This window comes from Pseudomonas sp. CFBP 13727, from assembly GCF_014841915.1.
GTDB classification, from domain to species: Bacteria; Pseudomonadota; Gammaproteobacteria; order Pseudomonadales; family Pseudomonadaceae; genus Aquipseudomonas; species Aquipseudomonas baltica.
The window spans coordinates 1-13134 of record NZ_JACYUT010000008.1 but is presented as its reverse complement, the minus strand read 5'-3'; the positions used below and the strand labels follow the sequence as shown (position 1 = coordinate 13134).

At 61.4% G+C, this 13134-nt stretch carries 15 protein-coding genes; 8 read left to right on the top strand and 7 right to left on the bottom strand.

What is annotated here, in order from left to right; genetic code table 11:
* Nucleotides 1–77: 77 nt before the first annotated feature.
* Genes IFT76_RS20190 through IFT76_RS20175 form a run of 4 tightly spaced genes read left to right on the top strand, consistent with a single transcriptional unit; the run spans nucleotide 78 to nucleotide 3264 of the window.
* On the top strand, nucleotides 78–677 hold the full coding sequence (locus IFT76_RS20190) for an aminodeoxychorismate/anthranilate synthase component II (protein WP_192060022.1): 600 nt from the start codon (nucleotides 78–80) through the stop codon (nucleotides 675–677).
* A 9-nt stretch (nucleotides 678–686) separates the two neighbouring features.
* Complete coding sequence (trpD, locus tag IFT76_RS20185; RefSeq protein ID WP_192056434.1) at nucleotides 687–1736, top strand: anthranilate phosphoribosyltransferase; 1050 nt, start codon at nucleotides 687–689, stop codon at nucleotides 1734–1736.
* Nucleotides 1733–2533 carry an indole-3-glycerol phosphate synthase TrpC gene (gene trpC / locus IFT76_RS20180; protein WP_192060020.1) on the top strand — a complete coding sequence of 267 codons (801 nt, stop codon included), beginning with the start codon at nucleotides 1733–1735 and terminating at the stop codon, nucleotides 2531–2533. The genes trpD and trpC overlap by 4 nt, the downstream gene beginning before the upstream one ends.
* Before the next feature lie 41 nt (nucleotides 2534–2574).
* On the top strand, nucleotides 2575–3264 hold the full coding sequence (locus tag IFT76_RS20175) for a lipoate--protein ligase family protein (protein WP_192060018.1): 690 nt from the start codon (nucleotides 2575–2577) through the stop codon (nucleotides 3262–3264).
* Nucleotides 3265–3295: 31 nt separating this feature from the next.
* Here the strand turns inward: IFT76_RS20175 and crp are convergent, their stop codons facing one another.
* Nucleotides 3296–3934, bottom strand: coding sequence for a cAMP-activated global transcriptional regulator CRP (gene crp, locus IFT76_RS20170; protein WP_122714955.1), 639 nt, complete (start codon nucleotides 3932–3934; stop codon nucleotides 3296–3298).
* Nucleotides 3935–4134: 200 nt separating this feature from the next.
* Between crp and IFT76_RS20165 the strand changes: the two genes are divergently transcribed.
* Nucleotides 4135–4557, top strand: coding sequence for an OsmC family protein (locus IFT76_RS20165; protein WP_122477181.1), 423 nt, complete (start codon nucleotides 4135–4137; stop codon nucleotides 4555–4557).
* Between the two features lie 49 nt (nucleotides 4558–4606).
* Here the strand turns inward: IFT76_RS20165 and coq7 are convergent, their stop codons facing one another.
* The 4 genes from coq7 to hemJ all read right to left on the bottom strand — a co-directional run bounded on the left by coq7 (nucleotide 4607) and on the right by hemJ (nucleotide 7035).
* On the bottom strand, nucleotides 4607–5254 hold the full coding sequence (gene coq7, locus IFT76_RS20160) for a 2-polyprenyl-3-methyl-6-methoxy-1,4-benzoquinone monooxygenase (RefSeq protein ID WP_122714957.1): 648 nt from the start codon (nucleotides 5252–5254) through the stop codon (nucleotides 4607–4609).
* A gap of 78 nt (nucleotides 5255–5332) precedes the next feature.
* The gene (locus IFT76_RS20155) at nucleotides 5333–5671 is read right to left on the bottom strand and encodes a histidine triad nucleotide-binding protein (protein WP_043192498.1); all 339 of its coding nucleotides are present in this window, start codon (nucleotides 5669–5671) and stop codon (nucleotides 5333–5335) included.
* Between the two features lie 69 nt (nucleotides 5672–5740).
* Complete coding sequence (locus tag IFT76_RS20150; RefSeq protein WP_192056428.1) at nucleotides 5741–6514, bottom strand: SDR family NAD(P)-dependent oxidoreductase; 774 nt, start codon at nucleotides 6512–6514, stop codon at nucleotides 5741–5743.
* A 95-nt stretch (nucleotides 6515–6609) separates the two neighbouring features.
* Complete coding sequence (hemJ, locus tag IFT76_RS20145; RefSeq protein WP_122477187.1) at nucleotides 6610–7035, bottom strand: protoporphyrinogen oxidase HemJ; 426 nt, start codon at nucleotides 7033–7035, stop codon at nucleotides 6610–6612.
* A gap of 135 nt (nucleotides 7036–7170) precedes the next feature.
* Here hemJ and argC point away from each other — a divergent pair, with 135 nt between their 5' ends.
* Both argC and erpA read left to right on the top strand, forming a co-directional pair.
* Nucleotides 7171–8205: an N-acetyl-gamma-glutamyl-phosphate reductase gene (gene argC / locus IFT76_RS20140; protein WP_192060016.1), complete on the top strand. Its 1035-nt coding sequence runs from the start codon at nucleotides 7171–7173 to the stop codon at nucleotides 8203–8205.
* A gap of 140 nt (nucleotides 8206–8345) precedes the next feature.
* Nucleotides 8346–8696 (top strand): iron-sulfur cluster insertion protein ErpA, encoded by a 351-nt coding sequence (gene erpA / locus IFT76_RS20135; protein WP_122477191.1) that lies wholly within the window; start codon nucleotides 8346–8348, stop codon nucleotides 8694–8696.
* A 59-nt stretch (nucleotides 8697–8755) separates the two neighbouring features.
* Here the strand turns inward: erpA and IFT76_RS20130 are convergent, their stop codons facing one another.
* Together IFT76_RS20130 and IFT76_RS20125 are read right to left on the bottom strand one after the other, a co-directional pair.
* Nucleotides 8756–9847, bottom strand: a complete 1092-nt coding sequence (locus IFT76_RS20130) for an anhydro-N-acetylmuramic acid kinase (RefSeq protein WP_192060014.1) — start codon at nucleotides 9845–9847, stop codon at nucleotides 8756–8758.
* Nucleotides 9848–9850: 3 nt separating this feature from the next.
* Nucleotides 9851–11314 carry a peptidoglycan DD-metalloendopeptidase family protein gene (locus IFT76_RS20125; protein WP_192060012.1) on the bottom strand — a complete coding sequence of 488 codons (1464 nt, stop codon included), beginning with the start codon at nucleotides 11312–11314 and terminating at the stop codon, nucleotides 9851–9853.
* Nucleotides 11315–11523: 209 nt separating this feature from the next.
* On the opposite strand from IFT76_RS20125, the gene tyrS reads away from it, so the two are divergent.
* On the top strand, nucleotides 11524–12723 hold the full coding sequence (gene tyrS / locus IFT76_RS20120) for a tyrosine--tRNA ligase (RefSeq protein WP_192060010.1): 1200 nt from the start codon (nucleotides 11524–11526) through the stop codon (nucleotides 12721–12723).
* Nucleotides 12724–13134 lie beyond the last annotated feature (411 nt).

The following is a 13134-nucleotide window of genomic DNA, read 5'->3' as shown; positions in this document are numbered from 1 at the left end:
TTCCGGACCCGGCAAGCCAGTGTCCACCGGTTCCAGCGAGCCGGTGGTCCGTCAGCAGATTCGAGAGGTTAAGCACCATGTTGCTCATGATCGACAATTACGACTCCTTTACCTACAACGTCGTGCAGTACCTGGGCGAACTGGGCGCCGACGTCAAAGTCATCCGCAACGATGAACTCAGCATCGCCCAGATCGAAGCCTTGGCACCTGAGCGCATCGTCGTGTCGCCCGGTCCCTGCACCCCCAACGAAGCCGGTGTTTCCCTCGACGTGATCCGGCATTTTGCCGGCAAGCTGCCGATCCTCGGCGTCTGCCTGGGCCACCAGTCCATCGGCCAGGCTTTCGGTGGCGACGTGGTCCGCGCCCGTCAGGTCATGCACGGCAAGACCAGCCCGATCACCCACACCGACCTGGGCGTGTTCGAAGGTCTCAACCATCCGCTGACGGTCACCCGCTACCACTCTTTGGTCGTGAGGGCGCAGACCTTGCCCGAGTGCCTGGAGCTCACGGCCTGGACCACCCACGAAGACGGCACTGTGGACGAAATCATGGGCCTGCGGCACAAGACCCTGAATGTCGAAGGCGTGCAGTTCCACCCCGAATCGATCCTGACCGAGCAAGGCCACGAGCTGTTCGCCAACTTTCTCAAGCAGACCGGCGGCAGCCGCCAGGGCTAAGGAATACCCATGGATATCAAGAGCGCGCTGACACGTATCGTCAGCCAGCTGGACCTCACCACCGAGGAAATGCGCGCGGTGATGCTCGACATCATGACCGGCCAGTGCAGCGAAGCGCAGATCGGCGCCTTCATGATGGGCATGCGCATGAAAAGCGAAACCATCGACGAGATCGTCGGCGCCGTGACGGCAATGCGCGAACTCGCCAGCAAGGTCGAACTGCGAACCCTGGACAAAGTGGTCGACATCGTCGGCACCGGTGGCGACGGCGCCAACATCTTCAACGTGTCCACCGCCTCGGCATTGGTCGTCGCGGCAGCCGGCTGCACGGTGGCCAAGCATGGCAACCGCGCGGTGTCCGGCAAGAGCGGCAGCGCCGACCTGCTCGAAGCTGCCGGCGTCTACCTCAACCTGGACGCACAGCAGGTCGCCCGCTGCATCGACAGCGTCGGCATCGGCTTCATGTTCGCCCAGGCCCATCACAGTGCCATGAAGCACGCGGCCATCCCGCGCCGCGACCTGGGCCTGCGGACCCTGTTCAACATGCTCGGCCCGCTGACCAACCCGGCCGGCGTCAAGCATCAGGTGGTGGGTGTGTTCACCCAGGCCTTGTGCCGACCGCTGGCCGAAGTGCTCGCGCGCCTGGGCAGCAAGCATGTACTGGTGGTGCATTCGCGCGATGGCCTGGACGAATTCAGCCTTGCCGCGCCGACCTTCGTTGCCGAGCTCAAGAATGGCGAGGTCAGCGAATATTGGGTCGAGCCCGAAGACTTCGGCATCAAGAGCCAGAGCTTGCATGGCCTGGTGGTCGACAGCCCGGCAGCCTCGCTCGAATTGATCCGCGACGCCTTGGGTCGGCGCAAGACCGAGCAGGGCGAGAAAGCGGCCGAAATGATCGTGCTCAACGCCGGCGCCGCACTGTACGCTGCCGATGTAGCGAGCAGCCTGAAAGAGGGCGTGGCCATGGCTCACGATGCATTGCATACCGGGCTGGCCCGCGAAAAGCTCGAAGAACTGGGTGCCTTTACCGCGGTATTCAAGCAGGAGAACGAAGCATGAGCGTGCCCACCGTGCTGGAAAACATACTGGCGCGCAAGACGCAGGAAGTGGCCGAGCGGTGCGCGCGAGTCAGCCTCGCCGAGCTTGAGCGTCTTGCCGCCGCGGCCGACGCGCCGCGCGGGTTTGCCCAGGCCTTGATCACCCAGGCTGCTTCGAAGCGGCCAGCCGTGATCGCCGAGGTCAAGAAAGCTTCGCCAAGCAAGGGCGTCATCCGCGAACACTTCGTTCCGGCCGACATCGCCCGCAGCTACGAGAAGGGCGGGGCTACCTGCCTGTCGGTGCTGACCGACATCGACTTTTTCCAGGGCGCCGACCTGTACTTGCAACAGGCACGCGGCGCCTGCCAGCTGCCGGTGATCCGCAAGGACTTCATGATCGATCCCTATCAGGTGATCGAGGCACGGGCACTGGGCGCCGACTGTATCCTGCTGATCGTCTCGGCACTGCAGGATGCGCAAATGGCTGAACTTGCCGCAGTGGCCAAAGGGCTCGGCCTTGACGTACTGGTCGAAGTGCACGACGGCGATGAGCTGGAGCGCGCGCTGAACACCTTGGACACACCGCTGGTCGGGGTCAACAACCGCAACCTGCACACCTTCGACGTCAGCCTGGAAACCACCCTGGATCTGCTTCCACGCATTCCACGTGATCGCCTGGTGATCACCGAGAGCGGAATTTTCAACCGCGCCGATGTCCAGTTGATGGAAATCAACGGGGTCTATTCCTTCCTGGTCGGCGAAGCATTCATGCGCGCCGAAGATCCAGGCCTGGAGCTGCAGCGGTTGTTCTTCCCCTGATCCAACGGCCGCCTTGGCCTCCACCTCATGAGTCTCAGTCAATGCTTGTGCATTTGCCTACGGAACAGGGTTTGCGCGCCGAGCAGGATCTGCTCGGCGCTGTCTGCAAAGGCGAACAACCCTGGGGTTTGCTGTTCTGGTGCCCGACGGATCGCACACTGGTGATGCCACGACGCATGAGCCGCCTCGATGGTTTCCAGGAGGCCAGCCTCGCCTCGGCCGCCAGCGGCTGGCCAGTGCTGCTGCGCGAAACCGGCGGCGAACCGGTGCCGCAGTCGTCATCCACCATCAACGTCGCGTTGGTGTATGTCGCTCCGCAGCCTGAGGGCGACCAGCACCGTATCGAAACGGCTTACCGCCGCCTGTGCCAGCCGTTGCTCGATGCCCTCGAACGACTGGGTGGCAGTGCGTCGTTGGGTGAAATAGAAGGGGCTTTTTGCGATGGCCGTTTCAACGTCAATCTCGACGGCCGCAAATGGGTCGGCACGGCGCAGCGTTGGCGCCAGGGCTTGAGCAGCACACGTCCGGTGGTGTTGGTGCACGGGGCGATGCTGATGGATGACGAGCGTGAATCCATGGCAGCAGCGGTCAATCTGTTCAATCGGCAATGTGGTCTGGAACAGCGGGTCAAGGCCGACAGCCATATCGCGCTGCATGAGCGTCATCCCGCCCCTGACCTGATCGACGAGCTGCACGCCGTCTATACGCGGATGCTGTCGGCGTTGGCTTGAACGCTGCCCGAGCGTGGAGGCTGCCTTGCGCTCAGCGCGTGCCGAACACCACCATGGTCTTGCCTTTGACATGGACCACGCTGCGCTCTTCAAGATCCTTGAGCACGCGACCGACCATCTCCCGTGAACAACCCACGATACGCCCGATTTCCTGCCGGGTGATCTTGATCTGCATGCCATCGGGGTGGGTCATGGCGTCGGGCTGCTTGCACAGGTCGAGCAGGCAGCGGGCAACCCGTCCGGTGACATCGAAGAACGCCAGGTCGCCGACCTTGCGCGTGGTGTCGCGCAGACGTTGCGCCATCTGTCCACCCACCGCGTAGAGCATCTCCGGCTCCTGCTGGGCCAATTCGCGAAACGCGGCATAGCTGATCTGCACCACTTCGCATTCGGTCTTGGCGCGTACCCATGCGTTGTGTGCCTGTGTGCCGCTTGCAGTCTGAAACAGGCCCAGCTCGCCGAAGAAATCGCCAACGTTGAGGTAGGCAATCACCAGCTCCCGACCTTCCTCCGCCTCGATCACCACCGTCGCCGAACCTTTGAGAATCAACGAAAGCGAGTCGTCACGCGCACCTGCGGCGATCAAGGTGGTCTTGGCGGCGAACCGATAACGCTGACCGTGTGCGAGCAGCTTCTCGAGGTTCTTGATCTTGTGCGCGGCAGCGGTCATGACTTGGTTCCGGAAAGGGCAATCTATCTGCATGAATCACGGCGATACGCCAGTACATTGGCGTCAGCTTATCAGACACACTCTAGAGTCACACGCCATTTAGACGGGGAGGCAGGCGGTTCGGCCGATCCTGCCTCATCAATCGTTACAACTGCGCTGTGTTAAGCTCACCCGCTTTATGAACACGGGAGTCCGGAAAGATGAAGGCGCGTATTCAATGGGCCGGCGAGGCCATGTTTCTGGGCGAGTCAGGCAGCGGCCATGTCGTGGTCATGGACGGGCCTCCCGAAAGCGGCGGTCGCAACCTGGGCGTGCGCCCCATGGAAATGTTGCTGCTGGGCCTGGGCGGCTGCAGCAACTATGACGTGGTCAGCATCCTCAAGAAATCGCGGCAACCCATCGAAAGCTGCGAGGCCTTTCTGGAAGCCGAACGCGCCAGCGAAGACCCCAAGGTCTTCACCAAGATCCACCTGCATTTCGTGGTCAAGGGCCGCGGCTTGAAAGAGGCCCAGGTCAAGCGTGCGGTGGAACTCTCGGCAGAGAAGTACTGCTCGGCATCCATCATGCTGGGACGCGCCGGCGTCGAGATCACCCATGACTACGAGATCGTCGAGCTGGGATGAATGAAAAAGGGCGCTCAACGAGCGCCCTTTCTGCATGCCTCACACGCATTCAGATGCGATAGGTGCTCTTGGTCATGACCTTGGCCAGCAAACTCATGCCAAAGCGTATCGGTGCCGGAAACCTGGCTCCGCCGGCGTCGAGCGCCGATTCGGCGTGGGCCTGCTCATCACTGCGCATCTGCGCCAGGATCGCCCGCGATTTCACGTCCTCGGCAGGCAGTTGCAGCAGATGCTCGTCGAGGTGCTTGACCACCTGGTGCTCGGTGGCTGCCACGAAGCCCAGGCTCACACGGTCACTGATAATCCCTGCGGCTGCACCGATACCGAACGACATCCCATAGAACAGCGGATTGAGCACACTGGTATGGCTGCCCAATTGACGAATGCGCTGCTCGCACCAGGCCAGGTGATCCACTTCCTCTTCTGCTGCATGCTCCATGGCCTTGCGCACCTGGGGCAGCTTCGCGGTCAGTGCCTGGCCTTGGTACAGTGCCTGTGCGCAGACCTCACCGGTGTGATTGATGCGCATCAGTCCGGCCACGTGCCGGCTCTGTTGCTTGTCCATCGTCACCTCGGGCTGGACGACGGCCGGCGACGGTCGCGACGGATGGCCGCTGAACGGCAGCAGGGTGCGCATGGCCGTGTCGGCCTGCAGCAACAATCGGTCAATCGGCGAGTAGTGACGCTGGGTAGCCATGGGCACCTCCGTTGAAATCTTGCCTGCATGTTGGCGCACGAGCGCGCAGCACTGGGCTGCGGCTCGAATGAATGCCGGTCAGCCGGGCGGCCAGTTCATCTGGCGCTGCCCCAGCACATGCATGTGTATGTGGTAGACGGTCTGACCGCCCAGTTCGTTGCAGTTCATCACCACCCGGAAACCTTCTTCGCAACCCAGCTCCTTGGCCAGGCGCTGGGCGGTGAACAGAATGTGTCCTGCCAGGCCCTTGTCGTCTTCGGTCAGGTCGTTGAGCGTACGAATGGCCTTTTTCGGGATGACCAGGAAATGCACCGGAGCCTGGGGCGCAATATCGTGGAAGGCCAACACCTGGTCGTCCTCGTAGATGATCCTGGCCGGAATCTCCCGGTTGATGATCTTGGTAAACAGAGTATCCACAATGCATCTCCATGGCGGTCGAAGGGTCAGTGTACTGAGGCTTGCGTCCAGCGCCCAGTGTTGCCTGCTTCAATGCGGGGCATAGGCCTTGTTGATCCACCCGGCCAATCTCCGCGTCAGCCAGCGCGGGAACAGGCGTGGAGCCCTTGCCAGCCAGCCATTGCGCCGTCCGGGTACGATCACCGCGCGATCGCGGGCGAGCGCGCGCACGGTCTGCAAGGCGACCTGCTCGGCGTCCAGCACCAGCGAGCTGCCCGCCAGGCGCGGAATTCGCCGTTGGCTTGCGCGTACGGGGCCCGGACACAGCACCGAGACCCTCACCCCGGTCTGCTTGAGTTCCTCGCGCAACCCTTCGGAAAAATGCAGGACATAGGCCTTGCTGGCCGCATAGCTGCTCATCCATGGGCCGGGTTGAAACGCGGCCAGCGAGGCTACATTGAGAATCTGCCCACCGCCCTGCACGGCCATGGCGTTGCCCAGGGCATGGCAGAGGCGGGTCAGGGCCAGAATGTTCAGTTCGATCAGGTCCTGTTCCTGGCTCCAGTCCTGGGCAAGAAAGTGCCCATGGGAGCGCACGGCGGCACAGTTCACCAGCAGGTCGATCTGACGTTCGCTTTCCTCGAGCTCCAGCAGGAAGCCGGATAGCCGCAATGGCTCGCCGAGGTCACAGGCACGAAACAGTACTTCCACACCAAAGCGCTGGGTCAGTTCAGCGGCAATGATTTCCAGCGGGTCACGGTGGCGCGCCACCAGCAGCAGGCTGCGTCCGCGCCTGGCCAGGGCTTCGGCCATGGCCAGGCCCAGGCCTGCCGACGCGCCTGTGATCATGGCATAACGGGTCATCGAATTCTCCATACCCGCGCCAGGCAAGCTGGCGCGATTTCATATGGACAGTCTACAGGGCGCACCGGCTTTGAGCGCGTTGCTTGTGCGCAGGATCAGAATGGCTTGACCACCACCAGAATCACCACGGCCAGCAGCACCAGCACCGGAATTTCGTTGAACCAGCGGAAAAACACATGGCTACGCTTGTTTTCGCCCCGCGCGAAACGCTTCATCTGCGCGCCGCATACGTGGTGATAGCCGGTCAACAAGATGACCAGGGTCAGCTTGGCATGCATCCACCCCTGGCTCATCCAGCCCGGCGACAGCGCGATCAGCCAGATGCCGAAGATGAACGTGGCGATCATCGCCGGCGTCATGATCCCGCGGTACAGCTTGCGCTCCATGACGGCGAAGCGTTCGCGGCTGACGGTGTCCTCGCTCTGGGCGTGGTAGACGAACAGGCGCGGCAGGTAGAACAACCCGGCAAACCAGCAGACAACGCTGACGATGTGCAGGGCCTTGATCCATAGATAAAGCATTTCCAGTTATTCCCAGGTTCACGGTAGCGTCGATAGTAGAGTCTGCCAGCGCTCACGTCATCTCAACGGTTGTTACACAGACGCAGGCCCCCTATCATCGAAGGCTTTCCAGTCGCATCGTGAAGAGGGCATTTTATGGTCAAGGTCGGTATCGTCGGCGGCACGGGTTATACCGGGGTCGAACTACTGCGTCTGCTGGCGCAGCATCCGCAGGCGCAGGTAGAGGTCATTACCTCCCGATCCGAGGCTGGCCTGCCCGTTGCCGACCTGTACCCCAACCTGCGAGGCCACTACGACGGCCTGGCGTTCAGCGTCCCTGACATCAAGACGTTGGGTGCTTGCGACGTGGTGTTCTTCGCCACGCCCCATGGCGTCGCCCATGCCCTGGCCGGTGAGCTGCTCGCGGCGGGAACCAAGATCATCGACCTGTCCGCCGACTTCCGTCTGCAGGATGCCGATGAATGGGCCAAATGGTACGGCCAGCCCCATGGTGCACCCGAGCTGCTGGTCGACGCTGTCTACGGCTTGCCCGAGGTCAACCGCGAGCAGATCCGTCAGGCGCGTCTGATCGCCGTGCCGGGTTGCTATCCCACGGCCACCCAGTTGGGTTTCCTGCCGCTGCTCGAGGCCGGCCTGGCCGACAACACGCGTCTGATCGCCGACTGCAAGTCGGGTGTCAGCGGCGCGGGTCGTGGCGCCAGCGTAGGCTCGTTGTTCTGCGAGGCGGGTGAAAGCATGAAGGCCTACGCAGTCAAGGGGCATCGCCATCTGCCTGAAATAACCCAGGGCCTGCGTCGCGCGGCTGGCGGCGAAGTGGGCCTGACCTTCGTTCCCCATCTCACTCCAATGATCCGTGGCATTCACTCCACGCTGTACGCCACCGTCGTCGACAAATCGGTCGATCTGCAGGCGTTGTACGAGGCGCGTTATGCCGACGAGCCGTTCGTCGATGTCATGCCGGCCGGCAGCCACCCCGAGACCCGCAGCGTACGCGGCGCCAATGTCTGCCGGATCGCCGTGCATCGCCCACAGGACGGTGATCTGGTCGTCGTGCTTTCGGTCATCGACAACCTGGTCAAGGGGGCGTCGGGCCAGGCCGTACAGAACATGAACATCCTGTTCGGCCTGGACGAGCGCTTCGGTCTGTCTCACGCCGGCATGCTGCCCTGACGCTTGCCGCAGCGGTTTCCAGAGGCCCGCTTGCGGGCCTCTTTGCGTTTGCCACTGGCTAATTCTTGACCATTTTCGTAGGAGAAGCGGATAATGCCGCCATTGAGCATTATGACGGCGTACGCCGGGAGAACTTCTACATGAGCGTCGAATCCTTTACCCCCATGGCTTTGCAATTCACCCAAGGGGCCGCCATCAAGGTCAAGAACCTGGTCGATGAAGAGGGTAATGATCGCCTCAAGCTGCGCGTCTTCGTCACCGGTGGCGGCTGCTCGGGCTTCCAGTATGGCTTCACCTTCGATGAAGACGTTGCCGAAGACGACACCATCGTCGAGCGCGAAGGCGTCAGCCTGGTGGTCGATCCCATGAGCTTCCAGTACCTGGCCGGCGCGCAGGTGGATTACCAGGAAGGTCTGGAAGGTTCGCGGTTCGTCATCAACAACCCGAACGCCAGCACCACTTGCGGTTGCGGTCAGTCCTTCTCGATCTGATCCAGCGCCAACAAAAACGCCGCGCATCTGCGCGGCGTTTTCGTTTCAGGCGTCAGGCTTCAAGCCGGGTATATAGCGCCCAGTACTCGCAGGCCGCGTGCGCCAGTCACGCTCGGCCGATTGGCGGCTATGCCCTGCAGGCAGCAATCGGCCAGCCAGGCGAACGCCATTGCCTCGACCCAGTCCGGGTCGACACCGGCTTTCGCCGTACTGGCCACCTGAGTGTCTGGCAACAAGGCTTGCAGGCGCGTCATCAGCGTCTGGTTGTGCGCGCCGCCGCCACAGACCAGCAGCGCATGGGTGGTCGGCTGGGCGACACGCAGCGACTGCACGATGCTCTGCGCGGTCAGCTCGAGAAGCGTTGCCTGAACGTCGGCATCGGCGAGCGCGGGCAGCGTCTCCAGGTGTCGCTGCAGCCACCCCAGATTGAACACCTCACGGCCCGTGCTTTTCGGCCCGCTGCCAGCGAAGAACGGGTCGCCCAGCAGCGCGCCGAGCAAATGCGGCTGGAGCGTGCCGGTTGCTGCCCAGGCGCCACCCTGGTCATAGTCCAGGCCGCGCTTGAGCTGAATCCAGGCATCCATCAGCACATTGCCAGGTCCGCAATCGAAACCGCTGACCGGCGTATTCCCGCCAATCAGGCTGAGGTTGCTGAAACCACCCACGTTGAGCACCGCACGCGCCTCGCCTTCGGCGCCGAACAGGGCCTCGTGGAAAGCCGGCACCAGGGGAGCACCTTGACCACCGGCTGCGACATCGCGGCGGCGAAAATCGCCTACCACGGTGATCTGGGTCAGTTCTGCCAGCAGGGCAGGGTTGCCAATCTGCACGGTGAAGCCACGGGCAGGCTCGTGGCGAACGGTCTGGCCGTGGCTGCCGATGGCACGGATGTCTGCAGGGGCAAGTTGCTGTGCGGTGAGCAAGGCCGATATGCCATCAGCCGCCAACGCGACCCACTGGTTTTCCGCCAGAGCGGCCCGGGCAATCTCATCCGGACCGCTGGCGCACAGTTCCAGCAGTTGCTGGCGCAGCGCTTCGGGCATAGGCACGTAGTGTGTCGCGACCAGCCGGGTCGAGCGGTCCTGCTCGATCAGGGCAATGTCCAGCCCGTCCAGGCTGGTGCCGGACATTACCCCCAGGTAGTAAGTCATGACTCAGCGCTTGCTCGCCAACAGCGTCGTCCGCTCGGCGTCCATCTTCGCCATTAATGGCTGGCTCAGCTGGTTGAAACGCTGTTTTTCGGCCTTGGCAATCGGGTCGGCCATCGGCAGCTTCTGACCCAGTGGGTCAACATGGACACCATTGACCTGGAACTCGTAGTGCAGGTGCGGGCCCGTGGACAAACCGGTGGTGCCGATGTAGCCGATCACCTGGCCCTGCTTGACGCTGCCGCCGGTCTTGATGCCCTTGGCAAAGCCCTGCATATGCCCGTACAGCGTGGTGTAGCTGTTGCCGTGCTGGATGATCACAGTATTGCCGTAGCCACCGCGGCGGCCGGCCAGTGTCACCTTGCCGTCGCCGGCAGCCTTGATCGGCGTGCCCCGCGGCGCTGCATAATCGACACCCTTGTGCGCGCGAATCTTGTTCAGGATCGGATGCTTGCGGCCCATCGAGAAGCGCGAGCTGATGCGGGCGAAGTCCACCGGGGTACGAATGAACGCCTTGCGCATGCTGTTGCCATCGGCGGTGTAGTAGTTGCTGTTGCCTTGCTTGTTGGTGTACCGGACTGCGGTATAGGTCTTGCCGCGGTTGGTAAAGCGCGCGGCCAGGATGCCGCCAGTGCCGATCACCTTGCCGTTGAGCACCCGCTGCTCGTAGACGATATCGAACTCATCGCCCTGGCGAATATCCTGAGCGAAGTCCACGTCGTAGCCGAAAATGCTGGCCATGTCCATGGTCTGGCTGTGGGACAGACCCGCGCGCGCCGCAGATTGCGACAGGGAGTTCTTGATGACTCCGTGCGCATAGGCTTCGCGCGTCACTGGCTTGCTGGTTTCACGCTCGAATGCGAAACCATTGCCGGCCTTGGTCAGGCGGATGGTGTCCAGCTCGCTGACTTTGCTGTGCAGGCCGAGCAGATCGCCTTCCGGCGACAGCTCGAACTCCAGCAGTTGCCCACGCTTGAGCTGGGTGAACTGCTTGGCCTTCTTGTCAGTGCCTACCACTTGGGCGGCGGTGGAAGCTGGCAGGCCAACCTTTTCGAACAGCGTGGAGAGCGTGTCGCCCTTGGCCACAACGACTTGACGGTGCGAAGGCTCTTTCTTGACCGCTGCGACGTCCTTGGCGACAGTCGTTTCCTTGGTCGCAGCTACCTGAGGAGTAGCCGGCGCAGCTGGCTGTGCAGCCTGCTCGGTGTCTATCGAATCGCTGGTCTCGATCTGGGCGAATGGCGCGGGAGCAGCCTGCTCGGCGATCGGGGCTACCGGAGTGTCCTGTTCGGCGTCCTTGAGCTGTTCTGCGGGAGCCGGCATTTCCAGGCTCATGGTGGTGCGCTTTGCTTCCACATCACTGGAGGGGAATACCAGCAAGGCAAGGCTGAGGAGGGCGGCTATGCCGCTGGCAGCCACAAGGTGGCTCTTCGGATAAAGCGGCGGCGCTTTAGGCGGTTGCTTGGTCATAGGTGATTTTTTGACTTTTGAAGATGGAAAGATGAGATGAATGACATGATGAAGATGAAATAACTGTATAAAATATAACCAAAACCCCTCTAAAGCAAGCTCGCAGACGTTTGCTTGGCGCCAATGAGTCACATCTGTGCTCGCGCCTTGTATTTGACCCGTGATCTTGTATCGTTGGGCCCTTTGAATCCGAGCGTTGTAGGACCTATATGAAGTCTGTTGAAGAGCAGCTGGCGCTGATCAAGCGCGGCACGGAAGAGGTGCTTGTCGAATCCGAACTGGTCGAGAAGCTCAAGCGCGGTCAGCCGCTGCGTATCAAGGCAGGCTTCGACCCCACCGCTCCGGATCTGCACCTGGGTCACACGGTGCTGATCAACAAGCTTCGGCAGTTCCAGGAGCTGGGTCACCAGGTCATCTTCCTTATAGGTGACTTCACAGGCTCCATCGGTGATCCCAGTGGCAAGAGCGCCACGCGCCCGCCCTTGACCCGTGAGCAGGTGCTCGAGAATGCCGAAACCTACAAGGCCCAGGTGTTCAAGATCCTTGACCCGGCCAAAACCGAGGTGGCGTTCAACTCGACCTGGATGGACGTCCTCAGCCCGGCCGATTTCATTCGCCTGGCTTCGCAGTACACCGTGGCGCGCATGCTCGAGCGTGACGATTTCAGCAAGCGCTACACCAGCAACCAGCCGATCGCCATCCACGAGTTCCTCTATCCACTGGTTCAGGGTTATGACTCCGTCGCCCTGCGCGCAGACGTCGAGCTGGGCGGTACCGACCAGAAATTCAACTTGTTGATGGGGCGCGAGCTGCAGCGCGCCTATGGTCAGGAAGCTCAGTGCATCGTCACCCTGCCGTTGCTGGAAGGCCTGGACGGCGTGAAGAAGATGTCCAAGTCGCTGGGTAACTACGTCGGCATCCAGGAAGCGCCCGGCATCATGTACAGTAAGCTGGTCTCCATTCCGGATGCGTTGATGTGGCGTTACTTCGAACTGCTCAGCTTCCGCAGCATGGACGAAATCGAAGTGTTCAAGGCTGACGTGGAGGCCGGCGCCAATCCTCGTGACATCAAGATCAAGCTCGCCGAAGAAATCGTCGCGCGATTCCATGGCGAGGAAGCCGCCCAAAGCGCGCACAAGGCTGCGGGCAATCGCATGAAGGAGGGCGAGTTGCCGGAGGATCTGCCGGAAATGGATATCGCAGGCGCGGAAGATATGCCCATTGCCGCTATCCTTAATAAAGCAGGGATGGTCAAGAACGCCGCGGGCGCTCGCGATCTACTTAATGCCGGAAGTGTTCGTGTCGATGGCGTCGTGGTAGATCGGGCATTCGTCTTCACACTGGGTGCGACCCATATAGTGCAGGCCGGGAAGAAGGCTTTTGCCCGCATTACGCTAAAAAACGAATAATCCGAAACAAGGGCTTGACGGCGAACTTCAAGTGTCTATAATTCGCCCCACTTCCGGCGCAGCCGAAACGATAAACTCTTTGTTAATCAATGAGTTGGCCGTTTCAGAAGGTTCGGAAGGGTTTCGATCGTCAAGGTCGGAAGCGGTGAAAAAGGCAGTTGACAGCGGTTTGAAACGCTGTAGAATTCGCCTCCCGCTGACGAGTGATCGAAGCGAGTCAAGTGTTTGAAGTTGTTCAGGTTTCTGGCTAAATACTTCAAAATAAACGCTTGACAGGATGTGAGGCTAGCGTAGAATGCGCGCCTCGGTTGAGACGAAAGAATCAACCTACCGCTCTTTAACAATTGAATCAAGCAATTCGTGTGGGTGCTTGTGAGTTAAGACTGTTAGTCAACAAGATTATCAGCATCA

Coding starts and splice junctions, on each gene's coding strand:
- IFT76_RS20190 (WP_192060022.1), top strand. CDS start 78: ATGTTGCTCATGATCGACAATTACGACTCCTTTACCTACAACGTCGTG.
- trpD (WP_192056434.1), top strand. CDS start 687: ATGGATATCAAGAGCGCGCTGACACGTATCGTCAGCCAGCTGGACCTC.
- trpC (WP_192060020.1), top strand. CDS start 1,733: ATGAGCGTGCCCACCGTGCTGGAAAACATACTGGCGCGCAAGACGCAG.
- IFT76_RS20175 (WP_192060018.1), top strand. CDS start 2,575: ATGCTTGTGCATTTGCCTACGGAACAGGGTTTGCGCGCCGAGCAGGAT.
- crp (WP_122714955.1), bottom strand. CDS start 3,934: ATGACCGCTGCCGCGCACAAGATCAAGAACCTCGAGAAGCTGCTCGCA.
- IFT76_RS20165 (WP_122477181.1), top strand. CDS start 4,135: ATGAAGGCGCGTATTCAATGGGCCGGCGAGGCCATGTTTCTGGGCGAG.
- coq7 (WP_122714957.1), bottom strand. CDS start 5,254: ATGGCTACCCAGCGTCACTACTCGCCGATTGACCGATTGTTGCTGCAG.
- IFT76_RS20150 (WP_192056428.1), bottom strand. CDS start 6,514: ATGACCCGTTATGCCATGATCACAGGCGCGTCGGCAGGCCTGGGCCTG.
- hemJ (WP_122477187.1), bottom strand. CDS start 7,035: ATGCTTTATCTATGGATCAAGGCCCTGCACATCGTCAGCGTTGTCTGC.
- argC (WP_192060016.1), top strand. CDS start 7,171: ATGGTCAAGGTCGGTATCGTCGGCGGCACGGGTTATACCGGGGTCGAA.
- erpA (WP_122477191.1), top strand. CDS start 8,346: ATGAGCGTCGAATCCTTTACCCCCATGGCTTTGCAATTCACCCAAGGG.
- IFT76_RS20130 (WP_192060014.1), bottom strand. CDS start 9,847: ATGACTTACTACCTGGGGGTAATGTCCGGCACCAGCCTGGACGGGCTG.
- IFT76_RS20125 (WP_192060012.1), bottom strand. CDS start 11,314: ATGACCAAGCAACCGCCTAAAGCGCCGCCGCTTTATCCGAAGAGCCAC.
- tyrS (WP_192060010.1), top strand. CDS start 11,524: ATGAAGTCTGTTGAAGAGCAGCTGGCGCTGATCAAGCGCGGCACGGAA.